A 25,551-nucleotide genomic window follows, 5' to 3' on the forward strand; every position below is an offset into this window, starting at 1 on the left:
CAAAACATTCGTTTTTCGTCTTGTTACACAAAAAAGACAGTAAGAGCAAATTCTCACTGTCTATTAAAAACAAACAATCCTAAAAGTCTTTGGTATCTGGATTCGGTGCTCCTGCCTCTACTGGGATCTTCCGAAGAAGGTCACAATCTTCTGGGGATAATGCAATCGCAGAGCATTGTAGGTTACTTGCAATGCGTTCAGGAGTCACTGACTTGGGCAGAGGTAAAAATCCTTCTGCTAGACTCCAGGCCAACAGAAGCTGGGCTGGTGTCACGTCATACTGTTTAGCCAATGTAAGGACTGTCTCATTTTGAAACAACTCTCCTTGGCCAAATGGCCCCCAAGCTTCCAATAAAATTCCTTTATCACGGCAATAACGGACTACTTCCTCTTGATAGACTCCAGGGGCCAAGCGGATCTGATTGACTGCCGGAAGAACTTTTGCACTCTCCAACAAAGCATCCAGGTGATGGGGCAGGAAGTTACTCACACCAATAGAGCGAATCTTTCCTTCTGCCTGCATCTCTTCCATGGCTCTCCAAACCTCACGATTCCGTTCTTTCCAGGCCTCATTTTCTCGGTGAGTCACAGGATTCGGCCAGTGGATGAGGTACAAATCGATATAATCTAGTCCCAATTTGTGCAAAGATTCTTCTAGACCATTGACAGCATCCTCATAGGTGTGAAGATTATTCCACAACTTAGTCGTTACAAAAAGCTCATCTCTTGGAATACCACTATCTTTGATAGCCTTTCCGATGCTTTCTTCATTTTGATAGATGGCTGCCGTATCAATATGGCGATAGCCCGCTTCTAAGGCTGCTTTTACTGCTTGATAAGCTTCCTCGCCATCTTTCGCCTTCCAAGTACCAAAACCAAGTACAGGAATGTGGCGTCCGTCATTTAGTTTGTAACTCTTCATCTTATTTCCCGTCACTTTCCTTTGTTTTTTCACCAGACTTAGAAGTCTTCGCATTCAAGCGCAACTTTGGCTTAAAGATATTTTCCTTCGGCTGCACCATCGATTTACTAAAAAAGGCATAGAGTAAAAAGGCACTACCTGCCACTAAAATGACGGGACTACGGCGCAACATACCGTAGATAAAGAAAAACAAGCCCATCAATAAAAAACGTACGTTTATCTTATTCATAAAACTACCTCGCGATTCAATTACTTTCATTATACCATGTATCAGAGCAAAGAGACAAATGGCTAGATCAAGGAATCCTATTCAAATAAGCTGAGACTTTCATCTCAGCTTATGGGATACATTCAATTTTTAGTTTGGCGAAAGCAAGCGATTCGTAGTTGAACCTCTTTTTCACCATTAAGCTTCAAATCGTTTTTGGCCATCCAAGAAGGTTGCTACCAACTCTAAATCTTTATCCAATACAATAAAGTCAGCGTCATAACCCTCACGGATTTGGCCGCAGACATCATCAATATGGACAGATTTAGCAGGGTTGAGACTCGCCATCATGACTGCTTCATGAGGATTGGCAATACCCCACTCAACAACATTCTTCAATCCATCTTTAAGCTTCAAGATCGAACCAGCCAGGTTCCCTGTCGATTTCAAACGGGCTGTTCCATTTTCTACGACAACAGGGAATTCACCCAACATGTAGTCGCCATCTTCCAAGCCACCAGCTGTCATACAGTCGGTGATCAAGGCAATATTTTCCACTCCTTTTTGTTTGAGAAGGATGTCGCAGGCTTTTGGATCAACGTGATGGCCATCACAGATTAACTCTGCATAAGTATGAGGAAGTTGGTACATAGCCCCAACCATTCCCAACTCACGGTGCGTCAAACCGCGCATTCCGTTATAGGCATGTACCCAGACACTAGCCCCAGCATCCACTGCTTTTTTGGCTTCGTCAAAGGTTGCATTGGAGTGACCAAGCGCAACCGTTACCCCTTCTCCTGTCACTGTGCGGACAAAGTCTTCGACACCATCTCGCTCAGGAGCAAGGGCAATTTTATTGAGCAAGCCGTTGGCTGCTTTTTGCCATGCACGGAATTCATCCATCCGAGGATCTTTCATGTAGGCTGGATTTTGTGCCCCTTTGTACTTCTCTGTAAAGTAAGGTCCTTCAAAGTAAATACCACGAATCTTAGCACCAGACGCTTCTTGGTAGCGTGCTCCAATGTTTTCAGTTACTGCTAATAATTGCTCATAAGAAGAGGTCAAGGTTGTTGGCAAAAAGCTAGTGACCCCTGTGCTCAAAAGACCCTCACTCATAGTATGAAGGGTTCCCTCTATGTTGTTGTCCATAACGTCAACTCCACCAAATCCATGGATGTGCGTATCGACCAAACCAGGAGCAATACTATAGCCTGTATAGTCCAAAACAGTAGCTCCCTCTGGTAGCTGATCTACATGTTTCCCAAATTTGCCATCGACGATTTCTAGATATCCTCCCTTACGAATGCCATGGGGATAAAAGAATTGATCTGCTTGTATATAAGTTGTCATGGTGATTTCCTTTCTTTTTCTACCGATATATTCATACACATTATAATCCTTTGTACTGTATTTGTAAATGGTATAGACCTATTTTATTTAAATATATTAATATTTTCTATAAATACGATAAAAAATCCAGTTTTTTTGAGCTGGATTTCAGATTGAATATAAAGTCTTCTTTAAAACTTTCCTTAGGTGAGTACGGACGTCAGCGAACTTCTTTGAAGTTCCATGACTTAGTTTTGAACCTAAAGTTTCAAAACTCCCGAGTGGCTGAAACTTTAGCGCTTCAGCCACTTTTCTCACAGCGGAAAGTAATAAATTTGTTTAATTAATTAAAAATACAAATTATTTTTTTGAAAAAATTTTCTAGCTATTTTATGAAAAAAATTTGTCTACATTCTAAAATCCAGTCCTAAAGAACTGGATTTTTCGTTTTTTTAGATCTGCTCTAATTGTACCTTCTCAGCTAAATTCATGGCATGGTCTGCGACACGTGTATAGTGAGAGATGATATCAATAAAGTTCACACCTGCTTGAGGTGTACACTCGCCCTTGTTCAGACGAGAAATATGGGTCTTCCGCAATTTCTTTTCAAGTTTTTCAATCGCCTGATGGCGCTGTTCCAACTCTGCGGCCAACTCTTGGTTATCCTCTTCTACACTTCGAAGGGCATCTTTAACAAACGTCGCCGTTTGTTGGTAGATATCTTCTAATTCAGTCAAAGCATTGTCAGAAAAGACAACTTTCTTCCGAATGAGGTAGTCCGTCAAATTGATCAAGGCTTCTGCGTGGTCTCCAATCCGCTCCAAATCTCGAGAGGAATCCAAAATATTGGTCAAGGATTCGCTTTCTTTTGGACTCAAAGCCTCACTGGACAAGCGGATCAAGTACTTGGTCAACTGGTCATCGATGGTATTAATGGCTTCTTCTGTTTTATGACCTTTTTCAGCCAACTTTTCTTCTTGATTCAAAATATAGCGATAAGATAAATCAAAAATCTTTTCAGCATAAGTCCCTAAGTGCAAGAGTTCTTTTTTGGCATTTCCCAAGGCAATCGAAGGAGCTTGGGTAATCAGATTTTCATCCAAGTAAAGTGGCTCGTATTTGACCACTTCATCTTCACCAGGAATCAATTTCGTCACAAAGTAAGCCAACGCCCCAATGAATGGGAATTGAACGATGGTGTTGGTCACATTAAAAGCACCATGTGAAAAGGCAATCGTCATTTCAGGTGAGAGATGCAACTGAGCTTGGAAGAACTCAACCATACTTGTAAATGGTCCCAACAAGATGATACACAGAATGGTCCCGATGACATTAAATAAGACGTGGGTTGCTGCAACCCGTTTGGCAGAAACATTGGCTCCCATGGCAGCGATAATAACAGTGAGGGTTGTTCCGATATTATCTCCAAATAAGACCGGTAGGGCTCCTTTCAGATCCAAAAATCCTCCTGAGTAGAGACCTTGCAGAATTCCAATGGTTGCTGAAGAAGCCTGGATCAAAACGGTAATAATGGCTCCAGCCAGCACTCCGAGGATTGGATTCTTCCCAAGAGTCACCATGTATTGGCTAAATTCTGGCAACTCCTTCAAAGGACTCATCCCTGCGCTGATGAGGTTTAAGGCATAAAAGATCCCCCCAACCCCAAATAAGATTCGACCGATGTTATTCGCCATCCGATTCTTGGTAAAGAAGAGACAGACTGTACCGACAAACATAATCGGCAAGGCATATGTTCCCAACTTGAAACCAATGATGAAGGAAGTAACCGTCGTCCCGATATTGGCCCCCATGATGATCCCAATTGCTTGGCGTAGCGTTAAGAGGCCTGCGCTTACTAATCCAACCGTAATAACAGTTACCCCTGTACTAGACTGGATGAGGGCAGTCACGACAATCCCTACGAGCACCCCTAGAAATGGATTACTGGTATATTTGTCGATATAGTAACGAAGGCGATCCCCTGCAGCCTGTTGCAAGCCATCCCCCATGGTTTTGATACTATATAAAAATAGACCCAAACCACCTAAGAAGTTAAATAAAATGTTCTGCCAATCAATGGACATTCCTTTTCCTCCATCATCATTCGATAAAAGTTTACTCACTCTATTTTAAAACATCCACCCCTTCGGCACAAGGTTTTTTTGAAATTTCTTCTGAATTTCGCCATAAAAAAACGATAGACTCTACAGAACCTATCGTTTTGTTCATTATTTTTTATCAAGATCGCGTAACATTTGATCAATTTTGTTTCCATATTCAATGGATTCATCTTTGACAAAGGTTAAATCTGGAATTTTGTACAATTTTAAATTCCGACCTAATTCGCGCTTGATGGTTCCTGTTGCTTTTTCCAGCCCTGTCTGAGCCTTTTGATTTTCTGAAGCCAGATCACTCATAATCGAATAGTAGACCTTGGCCATCGACAAATCGCCTAGCATTTGAACATCCGTAATAGTGACGCCTTGGACACGCGGATCACGAACTTTCTTTTGCAAAATTTCGTTGACTTCCCGCTTGATTTCCATACCGACTCGGTCTGTCCGAAAATGACTTGCCATAGGAACTCCTTTCTGCTCTGTCTTTAAAAACTAGGAAATAGGAGATTTCCTATCTTACTTCCTAGTTAACAGTTTATTTTTTAATTTCTTCCATGATGTAAGCTTCGATGGTATCATCAGTCTTGATATCATTGTAGCCTTCGATCATCAATCCACCTTCGCGACCGTTGGTCACTTCTTTGACATCATCTTTATAATGTTTCAAGCTAGCAAGAGCTCCATCATAAATGACGACACCGTCACGAATGACACGAACTTTGGAATCACGAGTGACCTTACCACTGAGGACCATAAATCCACCGATGGTACCCACTTTAGAGACCTTAAAGGTTTCACGAATGACTGCTTCCCCGATGACTTTCTCTTCGAATTCAGGATCCAACATTCCCTTCATGGCATCTTCCATTTCTTCAATCACTTTGTAGATGATTGAGTGAAGACGGATTTCTACCTCATCAGCTTCTGCTTGCTGACGTGCTTGTGGAGTAGGGCGGACGTTAAATCCAATGATGAAGGCATTTGAAGCTTCTGCGAGGGTAACGTCTGATTCGTTGATAGCACCAACTGCTGAGTGAACGATGGTCACTTTCACACCTTCCACTTCAATCTTTTGAAGGGAAGCAGCAAGGGCTTCAACCGATCCTTGAACATCGGCCTTGATGATGACATTAACGGATTTCACTTCGCCAGCCTTCAAGGTATCAAAGAGATTTTCAAGGCTGACACGATTGGTTGCTTGACGTTGTTTCATCAGCGCACGTTTCGCACGTTCTTCACCGGCTGCACGCGCAGATTTTTCATCTTCATAAACCGCAAAATGGTCACCCGCCATTGGCGCTTCGTTCAAACCAGTGATAGAAACTGGAGTAGATGGTCCAGCTACTTTCACACGACGGCCAAGGTCATTGGTCATGGCACGGACACGTCCGAAAGTATTACCAACAACGATTGGGTCTTGGACATTCAAGGTACCTTGTTGAACCAGAAGGGTTGCAACCGCACCTTTACCTTTATCCAAACGCGCTTCGATAACCGTACCGATGGCACGAACAGTTGGATCTGCCTTGAGTTCTTGGATTTCAGCCACAAGAAGGACCGTTTCCAAAAGTTCATCGATATTTTGGTTGAATTTGGCAGAAATTTCTACAAACTCAGAATCTCCACCCCAAGCTGTTGACATAACTCCATGCTCTGCCAATTCACCGATCACACGTTCTGGGTTGGCACCTGGTTTATCAATCTTGTTAATAGCTACGATGATTGGAACGTTCGCTGCTTTTGAATGGTTGATGGCTTCGATGGTCTGTGGCATCACCCCGTCATCTGCTGCTACAACCAAGATGGTAATATCCGTAACAGAGGCACCACGCGCCCGCATAGAAGTAAAGGCCGCGTGTCCAGGTGTATCCAAGAAGGTAATCTTCTTGCCATTTTCCACGATTTGGTAAGCACCGATATGCTGGGTGATTCCTCCCGCTTCACCTGTTGCTACACGTGAATTACGAAGGGTATCCAAAAGGGTTGTCTTCCCGTGGTCAACGTGTCCCATGATGGTGACAACTGGTGGACGCTCTACCAATTCATCTGGATTCAAATAGCCATCTTCGACGAAGAAGCGTTCGATATCCGCATTGTCCACTTCAACCTTTTTCTTGGCTTCAATTCCATAATCCACTAACAGAAGTTCAATGGTATCGCCATCCAAGGATTGGTTTTGTGTCGCCATCACTCCCATCATGAAGAGTTTCTTAACGATTTCCGCAGGCTCACGCTTAATCCGTTTTGCGATTTCCGCAACCGTCATTCCATCTGTGTACTCAAGCTCACTTGGCAACTCATGGAATTTACGCTCTGTTACTGGTTTTGGAGCTTCATTGCGGTTATTCTTTCCTTTTTTATTCTTTTTGTTGTTGTTCCAGTTACTATTTCTTTGATTTCTCACTTGGTTTTGACTACTTCGATTCTTTTGTTGTTTTCTTGGACCATCTTCTTCGCGATCAAAATCTTCACGTTTTTTGTCTGGTCTAGCTTGCTTTTTCCGACGTGTATCAACTGCTGCAGGACTTGGAGCCGCTACCGGAGTTGCCTTCACTGCTTCTGCCTTTGGTTGTGGAGCAACAACTTCAGTCGTAACTGCCTCTTCGCGCTTACGACGTTGTTGACGGTCTTGCTCTACCTTGGCTGCCTGGTTTTGCTTGTAGCGTTCTTCACTACCACGTGCATATTCTGCATTTTGCTCTGCCTTTAATGCTGCTGCACGGGCTTTGAAGTCAATCTTCGGTGCGCCATTTACAGGATTTGGACGTCCTTGACCGTTTCCAGCTTGGTCACGGCGACGATCATTCCCTTGGTTCCGGCGGTCATTTCCTTGATTTTTTCGCTCATTACGATTTTGGAAACGATCCCCATCCCGACGGTCGTTTTGTTGTTTCTTAGGTCGATTCCCTTGTTGTTGACGACGTTCCGCCTGCTCTTTTGCACGGGCTTCGCGTTCCGCCTTGAAATTACGACTCTTTGGCTTCACAACAGGTGCTGCCGCTGTTTCCGTTGTCTTTTCAGGTTTGTTTGCAACAGGTTCTTTTGCAACCGGTGCAGCTTTTACTTGTTTTTCTTCCGTCACTTTAGGAGTTTGGGGCGCCTTTGATGCAAAACTATTGACCAAACGCTCAACCGCTTCACCTTCGATACTAGAAGCGTGACTCTTTACCTCCAACCCTAATTCTTTTGCCCGTGTGACGACTTCTTTACTTTCCTTGCCTAGTTCTTTGGCAATCTCATACAATCTTTTCTTAGACAATTGCTGTCCTCCTCTTCTATTCCATAAGAGACCTCATTTTCTTTGAAAATCCAGCATCTGTCACGGCCGCTACCTTTCGTGAGCGACCAATGGCAGTACTTAATTCTAGTGTTGAAAACACGGTTAATACCGGAATGCCATAATAGTGGCATTTATCTGTGATTTTTTTGGTAAGATTGGGAGCTGCATCATCTGCTAGAAAGACCAAACGAGCCTTTCCTTCTTGAACAGACTTGATGACCAACTCTTCTCCAGAGATGATTTTCCCTGCTCGCTGAGCCAATCCCAATAAATTACTGACTTTTTGCTTATTCAAGGCCTAACTCTCTTCTTTTCACCTTATGATCCACATAAGCAATCAATTCGTCGTAGAAAGCTTCATCCACTTCCATGCTAAAGCTGCGATTGAAGACTTTCTTCTTCTTGGCTTGAAGTGCTTCCTCGTTATCGAGCTTGATATAAGCACCACGACCATTTGCTTTCCCAGTTGGATCGATAAAAACTTGACCTTCTTTATTTTTTACGATTCGCAAGAGATCTCGTTTATCGATGACCTCATTTGAAACGACAGACTTGCGTAAAGGGATTTTTCTTGTCTTTACCATGATTTCCTCCCTATTCGTCTACAGAATTCAAATCACTTTCTACTTCTTCAAAAGCAGGTTCTTGACTTGCTTCCATTTCTTCGTACTCACTAGCTGATTTGATATCAATCCGATAGCCAGTTAAGTGAGCCGCCAAGCGCACGTTTTGACCACGACGACCGATCGCAAGAGATAGTTTGCTATCTGGTACTACCACAAGAGCATGCTTGCTGTCTTCTTCATCAAAGATGACTTGATCGACCTCAGCAGGCGCAATGGCATTGTAGATAAATTCTGCTGGATCTGGAACCCACTCAATGACATCAATATTTTCTTCTGTTGGGACCATACGATCCAATTTCTGATCGTAACGTGCTGGGTGGAACTTGCTAGTAATCTTTTTGATGTTCGATCCACCACGACCAACGATGGTTCCAATCGCATCTACGTTTGGATTATGGCTACGAACAGCCACCTTGGTCCGGTCTCCAGCTTCACGTGCCACGCTCATGATTTCAACGGTTCCATCATAGACTTCAGGAATTTCCTGCTCCATCAAACGTTTGATCATTTCTGGATGGCTACGACTTACGAAAACGTTGACCCCACGAGGATTGTCTTCTACTTTGTAGACAAATACTTCGATGCGATCATGAGATTGGAAGACTTCACCCGGGATCTGGTCTTGTTTAGACAATTGAGCTTCGATAGACCCTAAATTTACATAGATAAAGCGATTATCAAAACGCTCAACCGTTCCACTCATAATTTCATTTTCATGTTCTTTATAAGTGTTATAGGTAATCGCACGAGTTTGCTTGCGCATTTTTTCCATGATGGTTTGTTTGGCAGATTGGGCTGCGACACGGCCAAACTCAGCAGGTGCTTCTTCAAATTTGATTTTGTCTCCTAATTCATAGGCAGAGCTAATCGCAAGAGCATCTTTCAAGCTAATTTCTAACCGGCTATCAAATACTTCATCCACTACCTCACGAACAGTATAAACGCGGAAATCACCAGTCTTTTCATTAAATTCGATAGCAGCACTCTCTGCTTGACCATACCGTCTCCGGTAAGCCGAACGCAATGATTCTGTGACAGCTTCAATGATATCTTCTTTTTTGATTCCTTTGTCTTCTTCCAAGATGCGAAAAGCATCTAGCATTTCTTTACTCATTCTTTTCTTGCTCTTAGGCTACTAAGAGCCTTCCTTTCTTTTCTGCTATAATTTGACAGCTAGTCTTGCTTTTGAGACAAGACTATAGGGGATTTCAATGGTTTTCTTTCTTGTTTTGTCCATGTATTCCATGGTCAATTGGTCATCTTCGAACTTAACGAGTGTTCCTTCAATGACCTTTTGTTTGTCAACTGCCTTGTACAAGCTGACATGGATATATTGACCCAGAGCTTTTTCCACTGCATCTTTGGTTTTTAAGGGACGCTCCAAACCAGGACTCGTCACTTCTAGGAAGTACTGTTCTGGGAATGGATCAGGTTGAATCTGATCCAACAGAGGACTAATCACTTCTGTTAAATCTGCTGTATCATTCAGGGTAATACCACCTGGCTTATCAACAAAGATACTTAGAACATAGTCTCCTACAATCTTTTCATATTCCACATCCACTAATTCAAATGGAGCTTGGATGGCGGGTTCAAGAATTTCTGTTACTAATTCAACAATTGTTGCGATAGGACAACACCTCCTCACAGACAAGAGGCGAAGATATGTCTTCGCCTCTCCTTTTCTATTCGTTTTAAATATTCTAGCACAAGTTCCGTCGAAATGCAAGAATTTCGCCTTCCTCATTCATACAGCTACCATCCAAAAGAAAAACGCCTCCTTTTCAGGAGACGTCGATCCTTAACTAGACTTTAAAATTGTGCTTCAACCCGATAAATGACCTGACCCTTACTTGAGAATTTCTTTTCATATTCGGTCATGACATTTCCCTCAAAATCACTAGCATGAAGATCTATCCAGACACCCTTCAAGGTCATTCCATACTGAGAAAAACTCACCAAACTGTATTCAAAGAGTCCTCGATTGTCCGTCTTGAAATGAATCTCTCCATGCTCTGGCAAAATCTGTTTGAAGGTATCTAAGAAACTCTTGTAGGTTAGACGACGTTTTTCATGGCGTTTCTTCGGCCAAGGATCTGAAAAATTGAGATACAATTGATCAATCTCACCGTCTTCAAAGTAATTAGTCAAGCTATCTCCGTCCACCCAAAGCAACTTGATATTGGGAACGTCAGCTTCCAACACCTTATCCAAAGCGTAGCTTAATACTGATTTTTGAATATCAATCCCGATATAGTTAATGTCTGGATTTTGTTTGGCCATTCCAGTGATAAAGGCTCCTTTACCACTTCCCACTTCAATATGAATAGGATGGTCATTTCCAAAAATCTCATGCCACTTCCCTTTGGCTTCTTCTGGCTTCAAAATGACATATTGCGGATTGGCTTCTAATAATTCGGTTGCACCTTTACGGTTTCTAACTCTCATGCTTCCTTCCCATATTTTGACCGGAAATTACGCAAGGCATAAATTTCTCGGTTCACATTCTCTAAATCATTGTTTTCATAGTATTTTACAATCTGACAAAGGAAAGAGTATTGACCAAACCAGTACAATTTACCAAATACAGTTTCATTGTACTTATAGCCGTAATAGACCAACCAATCCTGCCACTGGGAATCTGGAATGTAGTGACTTAAAACATGAGCCACATCCATCATCCGATCTGTTAAGCGGACAGAATCCCAATCTACCAAGTAGATAAATCCACTATCCGTTTCAATCCAGTTACTGTGACGGACATCTCCGTGAACAATGGTTGCATAATCTTCTCGAAAAGCTGGAACAGTCTGTCGTAAACTCTTTAATACAGATTGCAAATAATTGTTTTGACGCAAAGCAATTGGCAACTGACTGCTCAAAGAATTCAATAAATCCAATGGCGATTCAGCTGTGTAGCCCAACTTTCTCAATTGCGTCATCAAGGGGCGTGAACGGTGCAAACGAGTCAGGATATGAACCACTTGCTTTTTCCCCATCCCATTTGGAGTTAAAATTTCTCCATTTAACCATTCTTGTGCGCTCATCACATTTCCGTCAGGTAAGCGTCGGCTCCATAAGAGTTGTGGAGCAATTTGTTCTTTAGCTAACCCTGCTAATATTGGAGTCGTATTCATTTTGACAAATACTTTCACCCCATCCGGATAAGTCCCCATAAAGGCTTTTCCGCTTTTACCAGCAATTGGGGTTAACGTTAGCTCTTTTTCGTTCGAGTCCATCTCTTCCTCCGTAAAAAGTTTCCCATCTATTTTACTAATTTTAAAGCGTTTCGTCAACTAATCGTCTCACCTTGAAAGGTGCATAACCATAGGCTAAAAAGGATGTGAAAGCTAGCAAGGCCAGGACGAGAATTTTCTCTTCAAAGACCAGGAATCCCAGTCCTCCCTCGACAAGAACCACAAACAAAGTCACCGATTGAACTGTTTGAAGAAGCCCTCGTGTTTTAGCACTGATTTCCAAGGGGAAGAGTCGCGTTAAATACTGATAGTCAAAGGCCTTGTAGAGTCCGAGCAATTGAAAAACAAGTAAATAATTCAAGAGCCCCGCGACGGCTACTGCTACTAGCGTTTGCGGGATGAAGACAAAGACAGCGATTGCTAGTCCTAATAGACGCAGACTCATGGAAAACAGATCTCCATTTCTGAGATAAGAACGGAGATACAGGTTGTTCCAGGTCTTAGCACTGACTTTCGGAACCATGCTTGTTAGTCTGTCTAAGTAGGCCCGCCGTTTCACGCTGTTGGTCATTCCTTTTACTGTGGTAAAAAGGGAGAAAAATCTTAGAATACTTTGCTTTCTCTGGTTTTCTAGCTCTACGATTCGCTTCCAATCAAGACCCGCCTGGTTATAGAATCTTTTCCCCTTCCCTTGAAAAACAAGAACCTTCAACAAGAAGAGAATAGCCAAATAAACCAATACAATGGTAAGAGACAGTCCTAAAGCAAAAGCCAAAGGGACAAACAGAACAAGCACAAGGGTTTGTACAATTCCCCAGAAAATAGTCGCTCGTAAGATCTGTTGGTTCAAATAGCCTTTCAATTGCTCTTCTTTTGCCAGAAGGAAAATCATGTCTGCCTTCTCAAAATAGGTAGCGATGGAACCAATTGGAAGCAGGAACAAAGGAGCAAGGGCAAGTACAAGGAGGAGAAGGCTCTTATCTTCTGGTAGGGAGCGCAAAAATTGACTGTACTGAACCGCTAAAAAGCCTAGAAAAATCAGGAGAAAGAGGACAAAGTGATCATTAAACACATAGCGAGAATATTTTAAGCACTGATTGCGAAAGGTCGTCTTCCTCTTTTGTAAAACTTCAATCATCGGTCAGCCTCTTTTGTTAGTGCAAGGTAGATTTCATTCAAATCGGCATCTGCCATTCCAAATTCTGTCCGCAAATCCTCTAAAGTCCCCTGAGCACGGACCTGTCCCTTATGGAGGATGACAAAAGCATCACACATTTTTTCAGCAGAATCCAGAACATGGGTACTCATTAAAATAGATTTCCCCTTCTCTTTTTCCACCTTCAATAATTGAATTAAATCTGAGATCGCAACTGGATCCAAACCTAAGAAAGGCTCGTCGACAATAAACAAACTTGGATCAACAGCAAAGGCACAAACAATCATGACCTTTTGTTTCATCCCCTTAGAAAAATGGACAGGAAACCAATCTAATTTTTCCTCTAGTCGAAATTGCTTCAAGAGAGGAGTCACACGCGCAAAAACTGCTTCCTGATCCAAGTCATAGGCCATCGCCACTGTCTCAATATGCTCACGCAGGGTTAACTCCTCATAAAGGCTCGGTGTTTCAGGAATATAACCAATTTTTTGGCGATAAGCACTTGGAGAAGTAGCTAAAGTCAAACCGTCGATCCGGATTTCGCCAGCATAGGGACGCAATAGACCTATAATTTCATTAATGGTCGTTGATTTCCCTGCTCCATTCAAGCCGATCAATCCAATCAATTGACCATCACCGACCTCAAAACTAACATCTTTTAAGACAGGGATATTGACATAGCCTCCTGTCAGGTTTTTTATTTCTAACATATTTTCTTAGCTTTCTGGTATAATGTTCTTATATTATAACAAAATCTAGCGAAATTGAGGTACATTTATGGTTTCGGATTGTATTTTTTGTAAGATTGTTGCCGGAGAAATTCCTGCTTCTAAGGTCTACGAAGATGACCATTTTCTTGCTTTTTTAGATATCTCTCAGGTCACTCCAGGCCATACCCTCGTGATTCCAAAAAAACACGCCCGTAATCTATTGGAGATGACACCAGATGAAACAGCTTATCTTTTTAACATCGTTTCAAGAGTCACCAAAAAAGTGGAAGGTACTACACAGCCTCAAGGAATGAATATCATTAGCAACATGGAAGAAATTGCGGGTCAGTCTGTCTTCCACACCCACGTCCATATTCTTCCACGCTACTCTCAAGAAGACGACCTAAAGATTGATTTCATTGCCCACGAACCTGATTTTGACCGCCTTGCTCAATTAGCCAAGGATATCTCAAACCATTAAAAAGGAGCTTACTATGAAATTAAGAGATCTATTTTGGTTTGCGACTGGAGCAACCATCAGCTATCAACTTGTTAAAAATCGTGAACCACTGAAAAATGAATTCAACGAAACCAAACAACTAACGGATGGAATTCAATCAAATGTTACTAAAATCAAAAAAAACATTGAAATCATTCAGGAGCAAAGAGTCCTTTTAAATCAACTACTGGAAGACTTTTCCTATAAAGCAAGGGTCTTCTCTCAGCAAGCCAACGCTTCTGTAGAACAAATCCAAACTATTTGGTCTGAGAAATCTAATACGAACGACTAACCAAAAAAGGTTTTGAGATAGCTATCTCAAAACCTTTTTATTTTTTAATTTAGTTTCCTCCAACACCAGCTACAGTTGTATCCGTATAAGGAGGCACTATCTGTTGGTATGGTGTCACCGCTTCTGAACTTACAGAAGTTTCCGGAACATAGGAAGGATCGTAATAGCCCCCACCAGTATTCTGACCCGACTCTACTGGGCTTTCGCCACTTTCTGACGAATCAGTACCCCTAGCTTCATCGCTATCCAATAGAACAGCACTTGTTTTGAGCTTTCTTACAGGCGATAATCCAAGACTTTTGCGCAGGATATTCTGCATCTTCAACAGGTGTTCTGAAGTAACAATTTGGTAACTTCCGCCATCCGCTAGGGTGGCATCTTCCCCTTTCAACTGTTCCATACGGATGTTCTTCAAGGCATCTCGATAGCCCATCAAGTGCATCAAGCTATTCGTATCCAAGGAGATATTGGTCTGCATATTATCACTAACCGCTTCAATAATTCCTTGATAGTTGCTTAGACCATCCAAAGTCAATACTTTCTTGATGATCTTTTCAATGACTTCCCGTTGGCGTTTTTGACGACCATAGTCTCCTTCTGGATCTTGATAACGCATCCGTGAATATACCAATGCTTGTTCTCCATCAATCTCTTGACGACCAGGTGGAATTTTTGCTGTATATTCCGGTTCATTTTCTTCGATTGAAATATCAAAATCAAATGGATTGTTTACTGTGATGCCGCCAACCTTATCAACCAGTTGAACCAGGCCTTTCATATTGATCATCGCATAACGGTCGATATGAATATTCATCAAATCTTGGATGGTTTTAATGGCCAATTCTGCTCCACCTTGAGCATAAGCCGCGTTCAGCTTAGCTTGGACAGTTTCTCCATCCTGCGTAATATTGGTCAAGATATCCCGTTCCAAACTCATAATCGTTGTTTCACGCGTCTGTGGATTTACCGTCACCAGAATCATGGTATCACTGTTTCCTACCCACTGATCCTCTCGTGAGCCTGATCCAGTATCGACCCCCATGAGCAAAATGGTCATTGGTTTGTTTTCTGCGATGACATTGTTTTCATCACCAATCCCTTTATAAGTCTTACTCAACGTGTTTGTTGACTGATTGAGGATGGTCAGCCCATAGGCCCCAATCCCGATTGTCGTTACGGCCAACAAACTAAAAAACATTAATAGAATTTTTTTAATCATTAATTCTGTCCATCTATCAGTTTGCCCATTAGGTAAACATCCAGATATTCCCCTTCCTTGTATACGCCTCTCTTGCGGAGACCTTCAATTTCAAATCCTAGCGTTTGGTAGAGATGGATGGCCCGTTCATTTCGAACTTGGACACTGAGGTCTAACTTCCGAAGGAGGTTGGTACCTTCTGCCCATGAGATTCCTTCTTCTAGAAGAATACGACCCAAGCCTTTATTCCAATAGGCCTTCCGAACAACGATAAAGACATCTCCAATATGGCGCAAGGCTCTGTTTTGGTCCGCTGCAATATTTAAGACACCTACCAGATCCTCACCCAAGTATAATAAGAGACATAATTGATTGTCTGTTTGTGCTTGTGTCTCAGCAAATATTTCCAACTCTTTCTTGGTCATCCCAAGCCCTTCTGGAGCCAAGGTCATAAAATCCGATTCAGTCGCTACATCTTTAAAAAAGTCGAGTAAACACTCTGCATCCGAAGCCTCAGCCTCTTTCAAAAAGAGATCCAATACCTGTTCCATCTTCAAGCTCCTACAGAAGTTAGAAATGAGTCCTTTAATTGTTCTGCACGTTCACCGACAGCTGACAAGCGTATCTCACGTCCATCACCGTCCTTTAGCAGTTCAACCTTTAAATATCCAGCAGGAAGACTGGTCTCTAGCAATTCTCCCCACTCAATGACGGTAACCCCTTCACCAAATAAAAAGTCATCCAAATCAATCGAATCTGGATCGTCTCCAATACGATAGACATCCAGGTGATACAAGGGCAAACGGCCTTCATATTCTCTCACGATAGTATAAGTAGGACTTTTGATCATCTGGCGAATGCCCAACCCTTGAGCTAGGCCTTTTGTAAAGGTTGTTTTCCCAGCCCCCAGATCCCCTGTCAGAATCACGACATCCTGTTTTTCTAACCGTTGACCCAACTGTTTTCCAAGTGCAATCAACTCTTGTTCATTTTGACTTTTCATTCCTCCATTATACCAAAAATAATTGATTATTGCCCACTATTTTTAGTCGATCAACCTTCTGCCTCACCTAAGACAATCAAAAAAAGCTTGGGCTATTTGTCCAAGCTTTCCTCTATGTTCATTCTAATGCAAGGCCATACTGATAAAGTTCAAGATAAACAAGGCATCTAAAATCCAAATCATACTGTGAACTTCTTTGGCTTCACCTTTGACCAATTTGGTTACTGTATAGGTAATAAAACCTGCTGCAATCCCATTTGTGATGGAATAGCTGAATCCCATAAAGATAGAGGTGAAGAAAGCTGGTACAGCTTCTGCCAAATCATCCCAATGGATGTTTTTCAAGCTACTCAACATCATGATCCCAACGATGATCAAAATCGGTGCTGTCGCTGCAGTTGGTACGATGGCAAGAAGGGGACTAAAAATACTTGACACTGCGAAACAGATGGCTACTACAAGGGCTGTCAAACCAGTCCGTCCACCAGCTCCAATTCCCGCAGCTGACTCAACATAAGTCGTCACATTCGAAGTACCTGCAATAGCACCAACAGATGTCGCTACGAGGTCTGAATAAAGGGCTTTATCCAATTTAGCGGATTGATGATTTTCACCATTTGTGGCAACAATACCAACTTTTTCACCAGTTCCAATCAAGGTACCAATCGTATCAAAGATATCTGTCAATGAGAAAGCGAGGATGGCCATCAAGGTTTCAGGAAGACGAGAAGTATTGGTAATCAAAGAACCTAATCCTTCTGAACCAAGTGCAGCACCAAAAATTTTCCCAAGATCATTAACGGCTGCCCCAAGATGGGTACTACCAAAGTCAATCGTTGAAAGATCAACAATGCCAAACACAATAGCGAGGATTGTTGTCGTAAGGATAGAAAGGATAATTCCTCCTTTAATGCCCTTGATGACAAAGAAAACAGTAATGGCTAAGCCAGCCAAGGAAAGAAGGACTGTCGGACTATTAAAACTAACAAGTCCTGGGACCGCTGCAGAATTTGCTGTAATCGCTGCATTCGCTTTGTCAGCCCCTTCTCCTGCCACCGTATAGGTATGCGGATCAATCGAAAACTTCAACAAGCCAGCATTTTTAATTCCAACATAGGCTAAGAAAATTCCGATACCAGCTGAAATAGCTGAACGCAAAGCATTTGGAATGGACTCAATAATCATTTTCCGAACATTAGTTAATGTGATAACCAAGGAAATCAATCCACAAATAAAGACCATTCCCAAGGCTTCTTTCCAAGAATAGCCCATCCCAAATACCACTGTAAAGGTAAAGAAGGCATTCAAGCCCATTCCTGGTGCTTGGGCATAAGGCAGGTTCGCGTAGAAAGCCATCATAAGAGTCCCAACGACTGACCCAATAATGGTTGCCAGAAATACTCCTTGAGCAGGCATTCCTGTTTGGGAGAGCATTTGAGGGTTTACAAATAAGATATAAGACATGGCAAAGAAGGTCGTTAAACCAGCTAATACCTCTGTACGAACCGTCGTTCCGTGTTCAGATAGTTTGAAAAACTTATCCATTTTTCCAATAAACTCCTTAAAAAAATAAATCTGCTCGCGACTCAATCACGAACAATACAAATATTTTATCAAATATCATTCACTTTTACAAGAGATTCATCTGGATAATCTTTTGTGCCACATCATTTACTATTCGAAAAACTGAAATTTTCCTGTTTATCTGGTATAATGGTAGCATTCTTCTTAAAATATGGCACTTCTATACTCCTCATTTAGAGTAAGAAAAACCATACAAATGAAAGGAATCTTCCTATGAATAAAAAACTAATCGCTGTCGATTTAGATGGCACCTTATTAAATTCTGAGAGCAAATTATCACCTTATACGATTGAAACCATCCAGAAAGTCAGTGAACAAGGTCACCGGGTCATTATTACAACTGGGCGTCCCTATCGAATGGCAGATCACATCTATAAGGAATTGGGATTGGAAAGTCCCATGATTAACTTTAACGGCGCTCTCACTCATATTCCAAATAAAAAATGGTCAAAAGAACTATCCATGACCCTTGATAAAAAATACCTCCTAGATATGGTCGAGAGAGAAAATGACATCCAGGCGGACTTTATCGCTGGAGAGTATCGCAATAAGTTCTATGTCACCCACACCTACCACCATACTATTGATCCCGCCTTATTTGGGGTTTCTAAAATCTCCTCCAAAACAAAATTCGAAGCTCGTAAAGTTACCGAAAACCCAAACGCCATCCTCTTTCAAACACGCGCTGAAGATAAGTATGCTTTAGCCGAAGAAATGCGTGATTACTACCATCACGAGCTAGAAATCAATAGCTGGGGTGGTCCCCTCAACATTCTGGAATGTGCTCCAAAAGGCGTCAATAAGGCCTTTGCCCTCAACTATCTCCTCGAGACTTACGGACTTGATCGGAAAGACCTTATCGCCTTTGGAGACGAACAAAATGATACAGACATGTTGGCTTTCGCAGGAACTGGTTTTGCAATGAAAAACGCCAATCCTGTTCTCCTCCCCTATGCCGATAAACAAACCGAGTATACAAATGATCAGGACGGCGTTGCTCGTCAACTAGAAAAACTCTTCCTATAAATAGAGAAGCGCTTGAATCACCTTTTACAAGAAAGGATTCAAGCTTTTTGTTTTCTCAAACATACGGAACCTTATAGAGACTTTTTCTGAAAACAATTTAACTGGTTAAGTTTGTTTTCAGAAAATTTTCTATGTAAACGCTTGCTAACTGATAAAGTTTGTGATAAAATTAACATAACAAAAATAAAAAAGGAGCCTAGCTCGTTTCATACGATAATGATTCAAGTGATGTTACTTCTCGTTTTATTACCGTCTCTAATTCAACTAAGCTCTTGAGGAGGAAAACTATGAAAGCTGTTGTTGTAAATCCAGAAGGTACCGGTGTTGAAATCGTTGCAAACAAGGAGATGCGCCCATTAGAAACAGGGGAAGCTCTTGTTCAAATCGAATACTGTGGTGTCTGCCACACTGACTTGCACGTTGCTCACGGAGACTTCGGTAAAGTTCCAGGCCGTGTTCTTGGACATGAAGGAATCGGGATTGTTAAAGAACTTGCTCCAGATGTGACAAGTTTAAAAGTTGGTGACCGTGTCAGTGTTGCTTGGTTCTTCGAAGGATGTGGTACTTGTGAATACTGTACAACTGGTCGCGAAACTCTTTGCCGTACTGTAAAAAATGCTGGTTACTCTGTTGATGGAGGAATGGCTGAACAATGTATCGTAACTGCAGACTACGCAGTAAAAGTACCAGAGGGATTAGATCCAGCTCAAGCTTCTTCTATTACCTGTGCCGGTGTTACAACCTACAAAGCTATCAAAGAAGCCAAAGCTGAACCAGGACAATGGATCGTTATCTATGGAGCTGGTGGACTAGGAAACTTGGCTGTTCAATATGCTAAGAAAGTCTTCAACGCTCATGTCATCGCTGTTGATATCAACAATGATAAGCTCGAATTGGCAAAAGAAGTTGGTGCAGACTTTGTCATCAACGGTTACGAAGTCGAAGATGTCCCAGGATTGATCAAAGAAAAAACAAATGGTGGAGCTCACTCTGCTGTCGTAACAGCTGTTTCTAAAGTAGCTTTCAACCAAGCAGTAGATTCTGTTCGTGCAGGTGGCCGCGTGATCGCAGTTGGTCTTCCTTCTGAAATGATGGACCTCAGCATTGTGAAAACAGTATTAGATGGTATCCAAGTCATCGGTTCTCTTGTAGGAACTCGTAAAGATTTGGAAGAAGCCTTCCAATTTGGTGCAGAAGGCTTGGTCGTTCCAGTTGTTCAAAAGCGTCCAGTAGAAGATGCTGTCAAAGTCTTTGACGAAATGGAAGCCGGAACCATTCAAGGACGTATGGTACTTGACTTCACCAACTAATCAACTCAACCTATTAGACCAGCCCAAATGGGCTGGTCTTTTTTAGTTTCTCACAAACAGGACCTGCAAGGGGTTGCTATATTTTTATTTTACCTATTAGATCCTACTACTACTCTTTTCAGAAACATAGAATCCCCTTCGTTCCCCTCTTGTCAAGGAATTCCAAAGGATTTTCGAATTTTATAGCCAAATAAGTCTGCTAGCAAGCGACCTCAGATGTTAACAATTTAATATATTAAAGACTCTCTTTTTCCTTTAATTTAGTATTGAAAAATTGACTTTATTATGAAAACGTTTTATAATATATAAGCTTAAAGTTTTCTTAAACTGAAAGTCAAACAAATTTTATAAGGAGGAATGTCAATAATGAGTATTGGTATCATTATTGCTAGCCACGGTGAATTTGCAGCTGGAATCCACCAATCCGGCTCGATGATCTTTGGGGATCAAGAGAAAGTTCAAGTGGTTACGTTCATGCCAAGTGAAGGCCCGGATGATCTCTATGCTAAATTCAATGCAGCTGTTGCCGCATTTGATGCAGAAGATGAAGTCTTGGTTTTGGCTGACCTTTGGAGTGGTTCTCCATTTAACCAAGCAAGTCGCGTCATGGGAGAAAATCCAGATCGTAAATTTGCGATCATTACAGGATTAAACCTTCCGATGTTGATTCAAGCTTATACAGAACGTTTGATGGATGCAAATGCCGGCGTTGATAAAGTCGCTGCAAACATCATTAAGGAAGCAAAAGACGGTGTCAAAGCTCTTCCAGAAGAATTGAATCCTGTTGAAGAAGCTAGTACAGCCGCTGCTGCTCCTGTAGCCCAAGCTGCTATTCCAGAAGGAACAGTTATCGGAGATGGAAAACTCAAGATTAACCTTGCCCGCTTAGATACACGTCTTCTTCATGGACAAGTCGCAACTGCTTGGACACCTGATTCAAAAGCCGATCGGATCATTGTTGCTTCAGATTCTGTTGCCAAAGATGAACTCCGTAAGGAATTGATCAAACAAGCGGCACCAAATGGTGTGAAAGCAAACGTTGTCCCAATTCAAAAATTGATCGACGTTGCAAAAGATCCACGTTTTGGAAATACCCATGCTTTGATCTTATTTGAAACACCTCAAGATGCTCTTCGCGCCATCGAAGGTGGTGTTCCGATTAAAACCTTGAACGTTGGTTCAATGGCCCACTCAACTGGTAAAACCATGGTGAACAATGTGTTATCAATGGATAAAGATGATGTGGCTACATTTGAAAAAATGCGTGATCTTGGAGTAGAATTTGACGTCCGTAAAGTGCCAAATGACTCTAAGAAAGATTTGTTTGACTTAATTAACAAAGCTAACGTTCAATAATCGATTACTTACGAAAGGATTTTAAACATGTCTATTATTTCTATGGTATTAGTGGTCGTTGTTGCCTTCTTAGCAGGTCTTGAAGGTATCCTTGACCAATTCCAATTCCACCAACCCCTTGTTGCTTGTACCTTAATCGGTTTGGTAACAGGTAATTTGACTGCTGGCATTATGCTTGGTGGTTCACTTCAATTTATTGCACTTGGCTGGGCAAACATTGGTGCCGCAGTTGCACCCGATGCTGCCCTTGCATCTGTCGCTGCTGCCATCATCATGGTACTTGGGGGAGACTTCAGTACAAAAGGAATCGCTGTCGCTCAAGGTGTCGCTATTCCACTTGCAGTTGCTGGTCTTTTCTTGACCATGATCGTCCGTACCCTTTCCGTTGGTTTGGTTCACACTGCCGACGCTGCTGCTAGAAAAGGGGATATCAAAGGTGTAGAACGCGCTCACTTTGTGGCCCTTCTTCTTCAAGGTCTTCGTATCGCCATTCCTGCAGCCCTCTTGTTGATGATTCCTGCTGAAACTGTCAAAACTGCTCTTGAACAAATGCCAAAATGGCTCTCTGATGGAATGCAAATCGGTGGTGGTATGGTTGTAGCCGTTGGTTATGCCATGGTTATCAACATGATGGCGAGCCGTGAAGTATGGCCATTCTTTGCCATCGGTTTTGCTCTTGCAGCTGTTAGCCAATTGACCTTGATCGCTCTTGGAGCAATCGGTGTTGCTCTTGCCTTAATCTACCTTTCACTCTCTAAGAAAGGTGGCAATGGAGGTGGCGGAGCCGCTACTTCTAACGATCCAATCGGCGACATTCTCGAAGACTACTAAGAAAGGTGTGACACTATCATGACTGAAAAATTACAATTATCTAAATCAGATCGTCAAAAAGTTTGGTGGCGTTCAACCTTCTTGCAAGGTTCTTGGAACTATGAACGGATGCAAAACTTGGGTTGGGCATACTCATTGATCCCAGCTATCAAAAAACTCTACACAAAGAAAGAAGACCAAGCGGCTGCTCTTGAGCGTCACATGGAATTCTTTAACACTCACCCATACGTTGCCGCTCCTATCATCGGGGTAACGCTTGCTCTTGAAGAAGAAAGAGCAAACGGTGCCGCTATTGACGATGCTGCCATCCAAGGGGTTAAAATTGGTATGATGGGTCCTTTGGCGGGTATCGGAGATCCAGTCTTCTGGTTTACAGTACGTCCTATCCTTGGTGCCCTTGGTGCATCACTTGCTGCGTCTGGTAACATCCTTGGCCCACTCATCTTCTTTATCGCATGGAATGCGATTCGTATGGCCTTCTTGTGGTACACGCAAGAACTTGGTTACAAAGCAGGTTCTGAAATTACCAAAGATATGTCTGGTGGGATCTTGCAAGACATCACTAAAGGGGCTTCTATCCTTGGGATGTTCATCCTCGCTGTCTTGGTAGAACGTTGGGTATCTATTAAATTCGTCTTCAATGTTTCTTCTGTCAAATTAGACGACAAAGCTTATATCCATTGGGATAAACTTCCTGAAGGTTTCAAAGGAATTCAAGAAGCCTTCGCTCAAGTTGGTTCAGGCCTATCTCAAACACCTGAAAAAGTTACAACTTTCCAACAAAACTTGGATTCATTGATTCCTGGTTTGATGGGATTGCTTCTTACTTTTGCTTGTATGTGGTTGTTGAAGAAAAAAGTATCTCCAATCACTATCATCATCGCTCTCTTTGTAATCGGTGTATTAGCACACGTTGCTGGCTTGATGTAAGCAAAGATCAACTAAAAAGAAGGTTTCGGCCTTCTTTTTATTATGATATAATGGAGTGAACAGCAATACAGGAGGATCTCATGGCTCAATCATTGAATAAAACCGTTGAATTCCATACTACAGGGGTTTCTTACCTTGGAGTGGGGGGAAAGGTTGGAAAAATCCTAGTCGGGAATGCCGCTTTTGAATTTTATGCGGATGCAAATGTAGAAGACTACATCCAAATTCCCTGGCAAGAAATCGAGCGAATCGGAGCCAATGTATCCGGACGTAAAATTAGCCGCCATTTTGAAATCTATACCAGAGAATCAAAATTTCTCTTTGCTTCAAAAGACTCTGGAAAAATTTTAAAGATTGCTCGGGAACATCTAGGAAATGATAAAATTGTCAAACTTCCTACGTTGATCCAAATCATCACGGCTAAAATTAAAAATCTATTTGCAAAATAGGATCTTTTCTTGTATAATAGACGCAAACGGATAAGTAAGTTAAGAGGCTCTTTCAGAAAGTCTGCGGTTGCTGCGAGCAGATAGAAATCTTAATTGAAATTCTACCGTTTCTTTAAAATACAATATCGAATCAAGTGCACACCTGTGAAGTTGGATGGAACCGTGGCTCTGCCACTCCAACACTCTAACAGGTGTGTTTTTTGTTAAAGGAGAAGCTATGTTAGATATTAAACGAATTCGTACAGACTTTGATGCTGTTGCTAAAAAATTGGCAACACGTGGCGTAGATGCAGCTATTTTGAATGAAATGAAAGAAATCGATGCTAAACGTCGAGATATCTTAGTCAAAGTAGAAAATCTTAAAGCAGAGCGTAACACTGTATCTGCTGAAATCGCACAAGCTAAACGCAACAAGGAAAATGCAGATGATAAGATTGCTGCCATGCAAACCCTCTCTGCAGAAGTCAAAGCATTGGATACAGAATTGGCTGAAATCGATGCAAAATTGACAGAATTTACTACGACTCTTCCAAACATCCCTGCTGATAGCGTGCCTGTTGGAGCTGATGAAGATGATAACGTAGAAGTTCGCCGTTGGGGAACTCCTCGCGAGTTTGACTTCGAACCTAAAGCTCACTGGGACCTTGGAGAAGACTTAGACATCCTTGACTGGGAACGTGGTGGAAAAGTCACTGGCGCTCGTTTCCTCTTCTACAAGGGGCTTGGAGCTCGCTTAGAACGTGCTATCTATAACTTTATGTTGGATGAGCATGGCAAGGAAGGATACACAGAAGTCATCACCCCTTACATGGTCAACCACGATTCTATGTTTGGTACTGGTCAATATCCAAAATTCAAGGAAGATACTTTTGAACTCAGCGACACCAACTATGTCTTGATTCCAACTGCTGAAGTTCCACTGACCAACTACTACCGTGATGAAATCATTGATGGTAAAGATCTACCAATCTACTTTACTGCTATGAGTCCATCTTTCCGTTCTGAAGCTGGTTCTGCTGGTCGTGATACTCGTGGTTTGATTCGTTTGCACCAATTCCATAAGGTAGAAATGGTCAAATTTGCCAAACCGGAAGAATCATATGAAGAATTGGAAAAGATGACAGCTAACGCTGAAAACATCCTTCAAAAATTGAACTTGCCATACCGTGTCGTGGCTCTCTCAACAGGAGACATGGGATTCTCAGCTGCTAAGACTTATGACTTGGAAGTCTGGATTCCAGCGCAAAATACCTACCGTGAAATCTCAAGCTGTTCCAACACAGAAGATTTCCAAGCCCGCCGTGCGCAAATCCGCTACCGTGACGAAGCAGATGGTAAAGTCAAACTTCTTCACACCTTGAACGGTTCTGGATTGGCTGTTGGACGTACCGTTGCTGCTATTCTTGAAAATTATCAAAATGAAGATGGTTCTGTAACCATTCCTGAAGTCCTTCGTCCATACATGGGTGGCGCTGAAGTCATCGCACCAAAATAAAGTTAAAAAAACTGAGTCTTGCAAATTGCAAGC

Annotated in this window: 27 protein-coding genes; 9 read left to right on the plus strand and 18 right to left on the minus strand. The window is 42.0% G+C overall.

The window, feature by feature from the left end; translation table 11 throughout:
- Positions 1–79 precede the first annotated feature (79 nt).
- The 14 genes from FJR71_RS09705 to FJR71_RS09770 all read right to left on the minus strand — a co-directional run bounded on the left by FJR71_RS09705 (position 80) and on the right by FJR71_RS09770 (position 13,545).
- Positions 80–922, minus strand: coding sequence for an aldo/keto reductase (locus FJR71_RS09705; RefSeq protein ID WP_140814874.1), 843 nt, complete (start codon positions 920–922; stop codon positions 80–82).
- 1 nt (position 923) lies between these two features.
- A complete protein-coding gene (locus tag FJR71_RS09710; RefSeq protein WP_006597076.1) occupies positions 924–1,151 on the minus strand; it encodes a hypothetical protein in 228 nt (75 codons plus the stop codon).
- Positions 1,152–1,328: 177 nt separating this feature from the next.
- Positions 1,329–2,480 (minus strand): N-acetylglucosamine-6-phosphate deacetylase, encoded by a 1,152-nt coding sequence (nagA, locus tag FJR71_RS09715; protein ID WP_006597080.1) that lies wholly within the window; start codon positions 2,478–2,480, stop codon positions 1,329–1,331.
- Positions 2,481–2,911: 431 nt separating this feature from the next.
- Complete coding sequence (locus FJR71_RS09720; protein ID WP_140814876.1) at positions 2,912–4,543, minus strand: Na/Pi cotransporter family protein; 1,632 nt, start codon at positions 4,541–4,543, stop codon at positions 2,912–2,914.
- Between the two features lie 144 nt (positions 4,544–4,687).
- A complete protein-coding gene (gene rbfA, locus FJR71_RS09725; protein WP_140814878.1) occupies positions 4,688–5,038 on the minus strand; it encodes a 30S ribosome-binding factor RbfA in 351 nt (116 codons plus the stop codon).
- Positions 5,039–5,111: 73 nt separating this feature from the next.
- Entirely contained in the window at positions 5,112–7,835 is a 2,724-nt protein-coding gene (gene infB / locus FJR71_RS09730) for a translation initiation factor IF-2 (protein ID WP_140814880.1), read from the minus strand.
- A gap of 16 nt (positions 7,836–7,851) precedes the next feature.
- Positions 7,852–8,151, minus strand: a complete 300-nt coding sequence (locus FJR71_RS09735) for a YlxQ-related RNA-binding protein (protein WP_048715247.1) — start codon at positions 8,149–8,151, stop codon at positions 7,852–7,854.
- Positions 8,144–8,440: an RNase P modulator RnpM gene (rnpM, locus tag FJR71_RS09740; RefSeq protein ID WP_006596879.1), complete on the minus strand. Its 297-nt coding sequence runs from the start codon at positions 8,438–8,440 to the stop codon at positions 8,144–8,146. Before rnpM ends, FJR71_RS09735 begins: the two co-directional genes overlap by 8 nt.
- Before the next feature lie 10 nt (positions 8,441–8,450).
- On the minus strand, positions 8,451–9,596 hold the full coding sequence (gene nusA / locus FJR71_RS09745) for a transcription termination factor NusA (RefSeq protein WP_006596880.1): 1,146 nt from the start codon (positions 9,594–9,596) through the stop codon (positions 8,451–8,453).
- A gap of 45 nt (positions 9,597–9,641) precedes the next feature.
- Positions 9,642–10,130: a ribosome maturation factor RimP gene (gene rimP / locus FJR71_RS09750; protein ID WP_172605131.1), complete on the minus strand. Its 489-nt coding sequence runs from the start codon at positions 10,128–10,130 to the stop codon at positions 9,642–9,644.
- A gap of 164 nt (positions 10,131–10,294) precedes the next feature.
- Positions 10,295–10,930: a tRNA (guanosine(46)-N7)-methyltransferase TrmB gene (trmB, locus tag FJR71_RS09755; protein ID WP_140814883.1), complete on the minus strand. Its 636-nt coding sequence runs from the start codon at positions 10,928–10,930 to the stop codon at positions 10,295–10,297.
- Positions 10,927–11,721 (minus strand): cell cycle regulator CcrZ, encoded by a 795-nt coding sequence (gene ccrZ / locus FJR71_RS09760; protein WP_140814885.1) that lies wholly within the window; start codon positions 11,719–11,721, stop codon positions 10,927–10,929. Before ccrZ ends, trmB begins: the two co-directional genes overlap by 4 nt.
- Positions 11,722–11,761: 40 nt before the next feature.
- Positions 11,762–12,817: an ABC transporter permease gene (locus FJR71_RS09765; protein WP_140814887.1), complete on the minus strand. Its 1,056-nt coding sequence runs from the start codon at positions 12,815–12,817 to the stop codon at positions 11,762–11,764.
- The gene (locus FJR71_RS09770) at positions 12,814–13,545 is read right to left on the minus strand and encodes an ABC transporter ATP-binding protein (RefSeq protein ID WP_140814890.1); all 732 of its coding nucleotides are present in this window, start codon (positions 13,543–13,545) and stop codon (positions 12,814–12,816) included. Before FJR71_RS09770 ends, FJR71_RS09765 begins: the two co-directional genes overlap by 4 nt.
- A 67-nt stretch (positions 13,546–13,612) precedes the next feature.
- On the opposite strand from FJR71_RS09770, the gene FJR71_RS09775 reads away from it, so the two are divergent.
- Both FJR71_RS09775 and FJR71_RS09780 read left to right on the plus strand, forming a co-directional pair.
- Complete coding sequence (locus FJR71_RS09775; protein WP_140814892.1) at positions 13,613–14,026, plus strand: HIT family protein; 414 nt, start codon at positions 13,613–13,615, stop codon at positions 14,024–14,026.
- A gap of 13 nt (positions 14,027–14,039) precedes the next feature.
- Positions 14,040–14,336 (plus strand): hypothetical protein, encoded by a 297-nt coding sequence (locus tag FJR71_RS09780; protein ID WP_140814895.1) that lies wholly within the window; start codon positions 14,040–14,042, stop codon positions 14,334–14,336.
- Positions 14,337–14,385: 49 nt separating this feature from the next.
- Here the strand turns inward: FJR71_RS09780 and lytR are convergent, their stop codons facing one another.
- From lytR to FJR71_RS09800, 4 genes are all read right to left on the minus strand, one after another.
- Positions 14,386–15,555, minus strand: a complete 1,170-nt coding sequence (lytR, locus tag FJR71_RS09785; RefSeq protein ID WP_140814897.1) for a glycopolymer--peptidoglycan transferase LytR — start codon at positions 15,553–15,555, stop codon at positions 14,386–14,388.
- Complete coding sequence (locus FJR71_RS09790; protein WP_140814899.1) at positions 15,555–16,085, minus strand: GNAT family N-acetyltransferase; 531 nt, start codon at positions 16,083–16,085, stop codon at positions 15,555–15,557. Before FJR71_RS09790 ends, lytR begins: the two co-directional genes overlap by 1 nt.
- Before the next feature lie 2 nt (positions 16,086–16,087).
- Positions 16,088–16,537, minus strand: coding sequence for a tRNA (adenosine(37)-N6)-threonylcarbamoyltransferase complex ATPase subunit type 1 TsaE (gene tsaE, locus FJR71_RS09795; protein WP_140814902.1), 450 nt, complete (start codon positions 16,535–16,537; stop codon positions 16,088–16,090).
- 123 nt (positions 16,538–16,660) lie between these two features.
- On the minus strand, positions 16,661–18,082 hold the full coding sequence (locus tag FJR71_RS09800; protein ID WP_140814905.1) for an NCS2 family permease: 1,422 nt from the start codon (positions 18,080–18,082) through the stop codon (positions 16,661–16,663).
- A 252-nt stretch (positions 18,083–18,334) separates the two neighbouring features.
- Between FJR71_RS09800 and FJR71_RS09805 the strand changes: the two genes are divergently transcribed.
- The 7 genes from FJR71_RS09805 to serS all read left to right on the plus strand — a co-directional run bounded on the left by FJR71_RS09805 (position 18,335) and on the right by serS (position 25,518).
- Positions 18,335–19,147: a Cof-type HAD-IIB family hydrolase gene (locus tag FJR71_RS09805; protein ID WP_140814907.1), complete on the plus strand. Its 813-nt coding sequence runs from the start codon at positions 18,335–18,337 to the stop codon at positions 19,145–19,147.
- Between the two features lie 287 nt (positions 19,148–19,434).
- On the plus strand, positions 19,435–20,457 hold the full coding sequence (gene adhP, locus FJR71_RS09810; RefSeq protein ID WP_048789378.1) for an alcohol dehydrogenase AdhP: 1,023 nt from the start codon (positions 19,435–19,437) through the stop codon (positions 20,455–20,457).
- A 366-nt stretch (positions 20,458–20,823) separates the two neighbouring features.
- Positions 20,824–21,813, plus strand: coding sequence for a PTS sugar transporter subunit IIB (locus FJR71_RS09815; RefSeq protein WP_031575194.1), 990 nt, complete (start codon positions 20,824–20,826; stop codon positions 21,811–21,813).
- A 27-nt stretch (positions 21,814–21,840) separates the two neighbouring features.
- A complete protein-coding gene (locus FJR71_RS09820; RefSeq protein ID WP_061455936.1) occupies positions 21,841–22,644 on the plus strand; it encodes a PTS mannose/fructose/sorbose transporter subunit IIC in 804 nt (267 codons plus the stop codon).
- An 18-nt stretch (positions 22,645–22,662) separates the two neighbouring features.
- Positions 22,663–23,574, plus strand: a complete 912-nt coding sequence (locus tag FJR71_RS09825) for a PTS system mannose/fructose/sorbose family transporter subunit IID (RefSeq protein WP_031575187.1) — start codon at positions 22,663–22,665, stop codon at positions 23,572–23,574.
- An 80-nt stretch (positions 23,575–23,654) separates the two neighbouring features.
- A complete protein-coding gene (locus FJR71_RS09830; protein WP_023920226.1) occupies positions 23,655–24,023 on the plus strand; it encodes a DUF956 family protein in 369 nt (122 codons plus the stop codon).
- A gap of 217 nt (positions 24,024–24,240) precedes the next feature.
- A complete protein-coding gene (gene serS, locus FJR71_RS09835) occupies positions 24,241–25,518 on the plus strand; it encodes a serine--tRNA ligase (RefSeq protein ID WP_140814909.1) in 1,278 nt (425 codons plus the stop codon).
- Positions 25,519–25,551: the final 33 nt, after the last annotated feature.

This window comes from Streptococcus xiaochunlingii, assembly GCF_006385805.1.
Lineage (GTDB): Bacteria > Bacillota > Bacilli > Lactobacillales > Streptococcaceae > Streptococcus > Streptococcus xiaochunlingii.

Excerpts from the sequence above, each read along its gene's own strand:
- FJR71_RS09780 (WP_140814895.1), top strand. The coding sequence starts at position 14,040 with ATGAAATTAAGAGATCTATTTTGGTTTGCGACTGGAGCAACCATCAGC.
- ccrZ (WP_140814885.1), bottom strand. The coding sequence starts at position 11,721 with ATGGACTCGAACGAAAAAGAGCTAACGTTAACCCCAATTGCTGGTAAA.
- FJR71_RS09720 (WP_140814876.1), bottom strand. The coding sequence starts at position 4,543 with ATGTCCATTGATTGGCAGAACATTTTATTTAACTTCTTAGGTGGTTTG.
- FJR71_RS09815 (WP_031575194.1), top strand. The coding sequence starts at position 20,824 with ATGAGTATTGGTATCATTATTGCTAGCCACGGTGAATTTGCAGCTGGA.
- FJR71_RS09800 (WP_140814905.1), bottom strand. The coding sequence starts at position 18,082 with ATGGATAAGTTTTTCAAACTATCTGAACACGGAACGACGGTTCGTACA.
- FJR71_RS09825 (WP_031575187.1), top strand. The coding sequence starts at position 22,663 with ATGACTGAAAAATTACAATTATCTAAATCAGATCGTCAAAAAGTTTGG.
- FJR71_RS09805 (WP_140814907.1), top strand. The coding sequence starts at position 18,335 with ATGAATAAAAAACTAATCGCTGTCGATTTAGATGGCACCTTATTAAAT.
- rnpM (WP_006596879.1), bottom strand. The coding sequence starts at position 8,440 with ATGGTAAAGACAAGAAAAATCCCTTTACGCAAGTCTGTCGTTTCAAAT.
- FJR71_RS09765 (WP_140814887.1), bottom strand. The coding sequence starts at position 12,817 with ATGATTGAAGTTTTACAAAAGAGGAAGACGACCTTTCGCAATCAGTGC.
- FJR71_RS09705 (WP_140814874.1), bottom strand. The coding sequence starts at position 922 with ATGAAGAGTTACAAACTAAATGACGGACGCCACATTCCTGTACTTGGT.
- rbfA (WP_140814878.1), bottom strand. The coding sequence starts at position 5,038 with ATGGCAAGTCATTTTCGGACAGACCGAGTCGGTATGGAAATCAAGCGG.
- nagA (WP_006597080.1), bottom strand. The coding sequence starts at position 2,480 with ATGACAACTTATATACAAGCAGATCAATTCTTTTATCCCCATGGCATT.
- lytR (WP_140814897.1), bottom strand. The coding sequence starts at position 15,555 with ATGATTAAAAAAATTCTATTAATGTTTTTTAGTTTGTTGGCCGTAACG.
- tsaE (WP_140814902.1), bottom strand. The coding sequence starts at position 16,537 with ATGAAAAGTCAAAATGAACAAGAGTTGATTGCACTTGGAAAACAGTTG.
- FJR71_RS09820 (WP_061455936.1), top strand. The coding sequence starts at position 21,841 with ATGTCTATTATTTCTATGGTATTAGTGGTCGTTGTTGCCTTCTTAGCA.
- adhP (WP_048789378.1), top strand. The coding sequence starts at position 19,435 with ATGAAAGCTGTTGTTGTAAATCCAGAAGGTACCGGTGTTGAAATCGTT.
- FJR71_RS09770 (WP_140814890.1), bottom strand. The coding sequence starts at position 13,545 with ATGTTAGAAATAAAAAACCTGACAGGAGGCTATGTCAATATCCCTGTC.
- FJR71_RS09710 (WP_006597076.1), bottom strand. The coding sequence starts at position 1,151 with ATGAATAAGATAAACGTACGTTTTTTATTGATGGGCTTGTTTTTCTTT.
- FJR71_RS09775 (WP_140814892.1), top strand. The coding sequence starts at position 13,613 with ATGGTTTCGGATTGTATTTTTTGTAAGATTGTTGCCGGAGAAATTCCT.
- FJR71_RS09790 (WP_140814899.1), bottom strand. The coding sequence starts at position 16,085 with ATGGAACAGGTATTGGATCTCTTTTTGAAAGAGGCTGAGGCTTCGGAT.
- nusA (WP_006596880.1), bottom strand. The coding sequence starts at position 9,596 with ATGAGTAAAGAAATGCTAGATGCTTTTCGCATCTTGGAAGAAGACAAA.
- serS (WP_140814909.1), top strand. The coding sequence starts at position 24,241 with ATGTTAGATATTAAACGAATTCGTACAGACTTTGATGCTGTTGCTAAA.
- FJR71_RS09830 (WP_023920226.1), top strand. The coding sequence starts at position 23,655 with ATGGCTCAATCATTGAATAAAACCGTTGAATTCCATACTACAGGGGTT.
- trmB (WP_140814883.1), bottom strand. The coding sequence starts at position 10,930 with ATGAGAGTTAGAAACCGTAAAGGTGCAACCGAATTATTAGAAGCCAAT.